Raw genomic sequence first — 8008 nt, 5'->3', positions numbered from 1 at the left:
CCGGTGACCGTCCAACCACCACCAGCCGCAGGCACCGCCGAACCCCTGGGAATCGCCGTGCCAGGACACACGAAATCACCCACGGCGAACAGCTCGTCCTGCGCCCGCTCACCGAAAATCGACGCAGCTACCTGCGTGTGCGCAGCCCCCAGACCGAACATCCAACCGGTCGAACCACAACCACGCGCCAACGTCACACAAACACGGAAAAACGTCTCAACCCCGAACTCGTACCCACCATACCGACGCGGCACCAAAATCCGGTAGAAACCATTACGGGCAAAACGCTCATGAATATCCTCAGCGTAAAACCCACGATCCTCCGTCTCAGCCTGACGCTCGACAAGCTCAGGAACCATCGCCTCGGCACGCGCTACCACCTGATCCGCGGTAAGACCAGGCTCGGGCGGGGCGGGTAGGTCGAGTTCGGCGGTGTTCTGGTTCGCGTTCATTGACCATCCATCTCTGGCTGCTGACGATCGCGCCGATCAGGTTCGGGCGTGTTGGAGTCCAAGCCCCGGACACCACTGTCGCCCCGCCGCGCCATGTACGGCCACTTCGCCGTTGCCTCGAGCAGGCTGCTGTCGACGTGGGCGGGGCAGTCCGCTTCCGGTCCTCGGTGACCTGCCGCTGACCAGCCGGCTGGCACCTCCCGGCCCGCCGGCCAGATGGAGCACTGACCGCGGTGGCCGGGCTCGAAACACGGCCACGAGTCAGCCCATCCCGGCGACAACGGACGCCAGCAGCGACCAGTCCATCGCCGCATCGCGGTCCAGCGCCAACAGCACGAGATCGGCGTCCTGCGCCGTCGCCCGCCACGTTCGCAGCAGCGTGTGGTCGCGGCTCACCACCCACTGCGGAGTGTGCACCGGCCGGTGCGATTCACTCGGGGCGGACGGTTCGACCGCCAGCACTTTCGGCCCGACGCCGATTCGCTCACGCAATGTGCCGGCGAACTCGGCCGCCATTGGCGCCAGCTCACCCCACGCCGCCAATACGGTGGCGCCCGGAGCACCGATCGTCGCCAGCCGTGCCGGCACGTCCTGCGGGTGCCCGTCGGAGATGTCGAGGATCGCCACCTTGAACCAGCGCTCGAACTCCGCCACCGCCTGCGCCGGCCAGGCTGAGTCCTCCTGCAGGTCCCCCTGCAGGAGCACCAGCGCGGACCTGTCGGGACGGCCGGACCAGCGCAGCGGCGGTGCGCCGGCGGCGAGCCGGTCCTGCCGGATCCGCTGTGCCTGACCAGCAGCGGTGGACGCGGCCACGATGTCGCCCAAGCGAAGCTGGACGTCCAGTTCGCGTCGTATGTGAGTGCGAAGCTTCCAGGCGAGCCGCAGGTCTCCCGCGAGCTGACCATAGTCGTCATGGCGGTCGGCGTGACCCTCGGCCACAAACTGCCATGCCTCATGAACCCAGCGCGCTTCCTGGTCGCTCTCGGCACCGTTCTGCCGCGGCGGCTTGATGCGGGCCAATGCGGCCCGATCGATCTTGCCGGTCCTGGTCAGTGGCATCGCGCTCAGCAGCGCGTACGAGGAGGGCACCATGTACGCCGGCAACACTTGGCGGGCATGCGCCGAGACCCGGCTCACCAGGTCCTGGCCGGCACCTGGTTGTCGTGGCTGAAGGAACGCCACGATGCTTCTGCTGTCGCGGTCGTGGCCGGCCACCACGGTCGCGGCGAACGCGACGTCTGGATGGCCGCTGAGGACGCTCTCGATCTCGTCCGGTTCGATGCGATGCCCGCGTATCTTGACCTGACGGTCGTTGCGCCCCCGCAGTTCCAGCCGGCCATCGGCGCGCCACCGGGCCAGGTCACCCGTGCGGTAGAGCCGGCGGCCCTCGCCGGCCGGGTCGGGCACGAATCGCTCGGCGGACTGCCCGGGCCCACCGACATAACCCCGCGCCACACCGACGCCGCCGATGTAGAGCTCGCCGACCACGCCGGGCGGCACGGGCGAACCCGCGGCATCGAGGATCCGCAGCCAGACGCCGGGCAACGGACGGCCGACCGGCACGATCGACGCCTGCGGCTCTCGCGGCAGTCGTTCGCACACCGCATACATCGAGGCCTCCGTGGGCCCGTAGGTGTGCCAGAACTCCTTCGTACATGCGACCAGACGGCTGGCCAGTTCGGGCGGGACGACATCGCCGCCGCACGACACGACCAGCCCCGGATCCCCCGGCCAACCCGTCGCGAACAGAATGCGCCACGTCATCGGTGTGGCCTGCATGACATCGGGCCGGTACCGGGCCAGTGCGGCCTGCAGCTGCGTTCCGCTGCGCGCCTGGGCGCTGGTCGCCAGGATCGTCCGTCCGCCGCTGGTCAGCGCGAGGAAGAGCTCCAACATCGCGATGTCGAAGGAGATCGTGGTCACCGCGAGCAGCGACTGGGCCGGCTGGAAGCGCAGCAGCTCCCGGGTGGCAACCAGGCAGTTGGCCAGGCCGCGATGGGTCACCGCGACGCCTTTCGGACGGCCGGTGGACCCGGAGGTGTACAGCACGTAAGCCAGCGCGTCCGGGTGCGGCGGTCGGTCGGTCGGTGCCGGGTCGGCCGCCAGCAGGTCGGACAGCGACACCGACGGCACGCCGAGCGCCGTCACCCGATCGACCGACAGGGCACCGTCGGTGATCACCGCACCGCATCCGCTGCTGCCGACGATGTACGACAGGCGCTCGATGGGATGGCTCGGATCCATGGGTACGGCAGCCAGGCCCGCGCGGGCAACTCCGAGCAGGATCGCAGGCAGCTCCACCCGGCGGGCCACGAGAATGCCGATCCGTGACTCGGCCGGGAGCTGGAGCGCCCGCAGCGCGGCTGCTATCCGGCTCGCCGCGTCGTCCAGGTCCGAGTAGGTGCGCACAGCGTCGGCCATCACCACCGCTGTCCGTTCGGGCGTATCACGGATCCAACGACCGACCAACTCGACAAGCGTGTCCTCACCGCTCACGCCCGAGGTCGGCGCCTCCCACTTCGCCAGCCGCGTCCAGTCGGCCGGGTGGATCACGTCGAGCTCGCCGATCGTTCCGGCGGGGCACTGGACGAGCCCGTGCAGCACGGTCGAGTAGCTGCGCCCCATCCGATCGAGGGTCTGCTCGTCGAACAGCCCGGCCGCGCCTCGCCACGCCCCGACGACGCCGTCGTCGCCGACGGCAACGTCGAACTCGAGCTCGTACGGTGAGTGCGCCACCGCGAGATCGATGTCGTGCGTCACCATGCCGGCCCAGGTAGTAGGCGGTTTGGCTGCGGTACTGCACCGAAAGCCGACCTGGACCTCGACCCCGGCGTGCCGTTCAGGTCGCAACGCCCGCGACAGCAGCTCATGCAGCACCTCGGGATGGTCAACCGGCTGCGTCGCGATGCTGTGCTCGGACCGGACCATGTCGACGACGGCGGTGTGTGCGCTGAGGGCGTGTCGAAGGAGCTGGATGTCTTCGGGTGCGACGTCAGTGTCGCCGGTTCGGGTGTGCTTCGGCGAGCCGATCAGGATGTCCTGCTCGCCGGTCTCGTGGAAGAGCAGGACGCGCAAGGCACACCGCAGGACCGTGGCCACGGAAACGCCCATGCGGTCGGCACACCGATGCAGGAGCGCGGTGTGGCTTTCGTCCAACGACCATGCCGTCGTGATCGACCGGCCATGGCTGCGGCCACGGCCACGGCTGGTGGGCCACGCGATCGCCTGCTGTGCCCCGGGCATGGCACCGAGGACACGGTCAAGGCTGTCCGGCTCGATCGCAGATGTGCCGCCCGGCGGCCACGACGGACCGGCGGCCGCGGATCCATACCGCTCACCGAGCTCCTCGAGCAGCCGCGAGGCTACGCGACGGCCGCCCACCGCAGCGTGGACGGTCAGCGCCACCAGTGTCCTGCCGTCCTCCACCGGATACACGCCCACCCTGATCGCAGGTCGTTCGTCCAGGTCGAAGTGACGGCTCGCGTCGGCCGCGGCCACCGTGAGCGCGGCGGTCAACGGCTGTGGAGCACCGGCGATCAGCTCCACCGGCAATCCATGGCTCGCAACCAGCAGCGGCTCTCCGTCGACGTCACGGAAGTGCCGTCGCAGCGGGGCGTGGCGACGCTGGAGGTGTGCGCACGCCGCAGCCACCTCGGAAGGGACGACGTCACCCGTAACCAGAATTGCCCGGCAGTGTTGCAGACCACCGGCCCAGAAAGCCGTCTGCTCGGCCAGGTACACCGCGAGCTGGTTGGCTGTCGGCCGCCACTCGGATGATGAGATGTCGTCGGTCACTGCTCCTCCTTCGCATGCGCACCGGTCGTCGACGCCACCGGCTGTCGTCGCCGGCCTCGGCGCCTGTGTCGCGGTCGGCCCCGCAACCGGGCGATCAGAGTGGCCGCACCAGCGGCAGGTCGGCGCCGAGCCCGATCGGCATGTCCGCTACAACGCGTTGACAAAGTCGGCCAGCTGGGCGGTGCCCTTGACGATCTCCTCGTGTTCGAGGGAGGAGCACGACAGCCGGATTCGGCGCTCGCCACCCCCGTCGAGATGGAAGCCGCGCATCGGGGTCCAGAGCACGCCGAACGTCTCCGCGGAGTGCCGCAACAGCGCCTCATCGGCCTCGACCGGGAGCTCGACCTGCACGAAGTAGCCGCCTTCGGATGCCCACCAGCGGACCCCGGCGCCCGGCCGACCGGGTTCGCCGAAGTGGTGAACAAGCCGCTCGAGGAGGACGGCTCGGTTGCCGCGCAGATGCGCCGCCTTGCGCCGGCCGAGCGCGGCGATGGAGCCCCCATGTCGGATGAGCAGGCCGCCGATCAGTGCCTGGGCCAGCGGGGACGTGTTCAGGGTGACCGCGTTCTTGGCGGCAGCGATCATGGCGGCCAATCGCACCGGCGGGCCGGAGCGCGACTTGACCCACTGGTCCGCCACCACGTACCCCACCCGGGCACCAGGTACCGCGACCTTCGCGAAGGTGCCGGTGTGCACCACCCGGCCCTCGCGATCGAGCGCCTTGAGACTGGGCAGCCGGTCGTCCGGAGCGGCCGTGAACGCATACGGATTGTCCTCGATCAGCATGAGGTCGAGGGCCGATGCGGTCGCCAGCAGACGCTGCCGGGCGGCAAGTGAGAGCCGGCTGCCTGACGGGTTTGCGAAATCAGGGGAGACGTACAGCGCCCGGAGGCGCCGGCCCGCCGCCCGCTCCCGCTCCGAAGTCGCGCGGAGGGCCGCCAAGTCGGGGCCGGTGCCATCGTCCGGCACCGGGCGAACCGCTATGTCCAGGGAATCGGCCGCTGCGACCACGCCGACATACGACGGATCAGTGACCGCCAGGCTGGCACCCGGTGGATGCAGCACACGCAGGGTGAGGAACAGCGCCTCCTGGCAACCGACCGTCATGACGATCGCGTCAGGCGAGACGTCGATGCCCTCGTCGGCCCGCAGCGCGGCCGCGACCAGGTCGTTGATGATTCCCTTGCTCGGACCGTACTGAAACAGGTGCCGGCGCACCGCTTCCTCGCTGAAGCCGGCGGCCCGCCGGGCCTCGACGAAGGTGTCCAGCAGTGGACCGACCGCGATGTCGGCGAAGAACGGCTCGTACGGAGCGCCCGGTGCGAACGAGATCGCGTTGGGGAACTCGGCCACGATCTCGTTCAGCATGGTCATCGCGGCGACCTGCCGGCTCGACACGCTGCGATGCAGGTCATCAGCGTGCAGGTGCGCCCCGGCGGTCAGCGTTGCCGTTGCATCCACTGCTGCTCCAACCGATGCAGGACGTCCTGGCTGTACAACCGCTGTACTTGAACTTCCGCGAACTCGGCGAGATAGCTCCGGAAGTGATCCTCGGTTTCCTCGAAAGCGGTGATCATGTGCCGATTGGCTATCACGGCCGGGTTGTCCATCGCGCGGACCGCCCGGTCGATGGCGTCATCGACCGCGTCCTCCGCCACGATGGCGTCGCACAGCAGCGCTGCGACCGGATCGCTGGCCGCTATCCGCCTGCCGCCCAGGAGAACCTGTCGAGCCAGCCGTGGGCCAAGGACGCGGCTGAGCCTGAGATTGGCCGCGCCGGGCACGATGCCCTCTCGTGCCGCCGGCAACGTGAAGTAGGCCGTGTCCGAGCTGATCACATAGTCGAACATCAGCATCAGCTGCATGCCACCGCCGATGGCGAACCCGTCGACCACCGCAACCCACGGCTTGCCGCCCCGAGCAGCCGGGTCGGTCTGGTGCTGGGGATCCCACAGGCCGCGCTGGATCTTGCTCAAATAGCCGATCTCACGCTGCATGACGAAGCCCAGAAAGGGGATCTGCCCAGCGCACAGGAGTGTCAGGTTGATTCCCGAGCTGAAGATCCGCCGGCCGGAGTATCTCGGATGCTCCATGACGGCGCCCCGCACGATGCCCACGCGGACTTCCGGATCCAGCAGGGCCAGGTCGACAGCGACCTCCAACTGCCGTCCGAGGGGCTCATCCTCCGCGTTGAGATAGCGCTGGTTGGCGACCGTTATCTCGGCTACCCCGTCCGTACGCCGCACCGACACCACGGACATCTCGACCGCGCCGGTCCGCTGGAACTCCGACAGCCGGGAGCGGGCCTCGTCGGTCGGCAGCCGTTGTGAGCGCACAAGGTCGCCGCCCGCACAGGATCTGAGCAGCGCGGAGTACGCGATGCCCTGGTCGATCTCCAGACCTTCCTTGGCGGCCTGACGGCGGCCGCGTTCCGCTTCCATCTCCGCCCGGTTCGGCGTCAAGCCTGGAACGACATCGGCCAGCTCGTACGACATGTCGGTCAAGGACAGCCGCTGTGGGCTCTGTCCAACGACCTCCCGATGGAGCCGGTCCGATTGAGCATGCAGCAGCTGACGCCTCGCGGCTCGCGCGTGGGCGTGTGCCGCGGTGGCCCGGGCCTGCTGGCCGGGGTTGCGGTCGGCGGGTGCGGGCAGGGTCGCCAACAGGTCGGCCACGCGCGCAGCGGCATCCGTGACCTCGGCCCGCAGGCGGTCCCGCGCGAGGGTCGTGGAGGGTGATGTCACGCTGGCTCGTGGCACCTCTGAACGCTCGCTCGCTGTCACGCCGCCTCCGTCCAAGATCACTAGACAAGATCACTAGAAGAGTCCGTTCACCGGGGCGGAACCGGAAAGCGCCACGAGATCCGGTGCGTCACCTACGGCAATGCGAACGGCGACCGGCGCAGTACGAACGCCGGTCGCCGCACAGCAAGTCAGACAGCTCGGTCCCGCGGGCAGTTCTGGTAGACCGCCAATTGCCACCGGGACTCGCGCTTGACGAGAATCCAGGAAGCCCTGATGGCCGCCCGGTCCGACAGCTCGGTCTCACCGGGCGCCAGCACGCCGCCCGTGGTCAGCAGCGCCACGGCGCCCTCCGCGAGCACCTTCACGTCGATGGGCGACCCGGTGACACGCGTGCCCTTGTACGGCCCGGCGTAGGCCGTCGCCATGAACTCCCGGATCTGGTCGCGGCCTTTCTGGTACACGCCGGGAAGGATCATCGTCCCGTCCTGCGTGAACAGATCGGCGAAGGCATCGGCGTCGTGCTCGGCCCAGGCCGCGACCATGCGCGCGGACACCGCCGTGATCTCTGCCTGATCGGTGCTGGACATTGCCGATGGGGTGGACGCTGTCGCCGGCATGCTTGTCTCCCGCTCTCGTCGATGGAAAATGGCCGACCTTCGTCCGTGACGATCACAGGACACGCCGGGCGACACATCTTGCGAAGTGCTGCCGCCGGATTCACGCCCAGCTGGGAGGTCGGGTGAGCAAGCGTGGAGTCGCGGTCGGGTTTGTGGTGCCGTGACAGTGGTTGCACTGATGCTGCGGTTGATGACGGAGGACTTTCATGGCAGCTGCACTGCCGAAGATCAGGATCAATGTGTGGCTGACGGACCCGACGAAGTGGGCGACGAGGGCGGAGGATGTGGCTCTGTCGGCGGCTGCCGGGTTCAATGAGGCGCACCCGGAGTATCACGTTGAGGTCACGCGGTTCGACTTCCGGATGATGCCGTCGGAGGTGGCCCGGGCCGTGGAGCGGGG

6 protein-coding genes and 1 pseudogene are annotated in these 8008 nt (G+C 68.8%); 1 reads left to right on the top strand and 6 read right to left on the bottom strand.

All coding sequences use genetic code 11. The annotated features are described in order from the left end of the window. From ABZS58_RS50600 to ABZS58_RS50575, 6 genes are all read right to left on the bottom strand, one after another. Positions 1-452, bottom strand: a 452-nt coding sequence (locus tag ABZS58_RS50600; RefSeq protein WP_354791954.1) for an acyl-CoA dehydrogenase family protein, incomplete at its 3' end; no start/stop codon positions are given. Next, on the bottom strand, positions 449-766 hold the full coding sequence (locus tag ABZS58_RS50595) for an MbtH family NRPS accessory protein (RefSeq protein WP_354791953.1): 318 nt from the start codon (positions 764-766) through the stop codon (positions 449-451). The genes ABZS58_RS50600 and ABZS58_RS50595, both read right to left, overlap by 4 nt. Further along, on the bottom strand, positions 714-4247 hold the full coding sequence (locus ABZS58_RS50590) for an amino acid adenylation domain-containing protein (protein WP_354791952.1): 3534 nt from the start codon (positions 4245-4247) through the stop codon (positions 714-716). Before ABZS58_RS50590 ends, ABZS58_RS50595 begins: the two co-directional genes overlap by 53 nt. A gap of 147 nt (positions 4248-4394) precedes the next feature. After that, entirely contained in the window at positions 4395-5708 is a 1314-nt protein-coding gene (locus tag ABZS58_RS50585; protein WP_354791950.1) for a PLP-dependent aminotransferase family protein, read from the bottom strand. After that, positions 5687-7030: an enoyl-CoA hydratase/isomerase family protein gene (locus tag ABZS58_RS50580; protein ID WP_354791949.1), complete on the bottom strand. Its 1344-nt coding sequence runs from the start codon at positions 7028-7030 to the stop codon at positions 5687-5689. The genes ABZS58_RS50585 and ABZS58_RS50580 overlap by 22 nt, the downstream gene beginning before the upstream one ends. Positions 7031-7179: 149 nt before the next feature. Beyond that, positions 7180-7608: an SgcJ/EcaC family oxidoreductase gene (locus ABZS58_RS50575; RefSeq protein ID WP_354791948.1), complete on the bottom strand. Its 429-nt coding sequence runs from the start codon at positions 7606-7608 to the stop codon at positions 7180-7182. A gap of 206 nt (positions 7609-7814) precedes the next feature. Between ABZS58_RS50575 and ABZS58_RS50570 the strand changes: the two are divergent. Further along, positions 7815-8008: pseudogene (locus ABZS58_RS50570) on the top strand (hypothetical protein); the annotation flags it as partial.

This window comes from Dactylosporangium sp. NPDC005555, from assembly GCF_040605635.1.
In the GTDB taxonomy this organism is placed as follows: domain Bacteria; phylum Actinomycetota; class Actinomycetes; order Mycobacteriales; family Micromonosporaceae; genus Dactylosporangium.
The sequence above is the reverse complement of the archived record's forward strand: the minus strand, read 5'-3'. Positions and strand labels throughout refer to the sequence as shown.

Excerpts from the sequence above, each read along its gene's own strand:
- ABZS58_RS50575 (WP_354791948.1), bottom strand. The coding sequence starts at position 7,608 with ATGCCGGCGACAGCGTCCACCCCATCGGCAATGTCCAGCACCGATCAG.
- ABZS58_RS50595 (WP_354791953.1), bottom strand. The coding sequence starts at position 766 with ATGCGGCGATGGACTGGTCGCTGCTGGCGTCCGTTGTCGCCGGGATGG.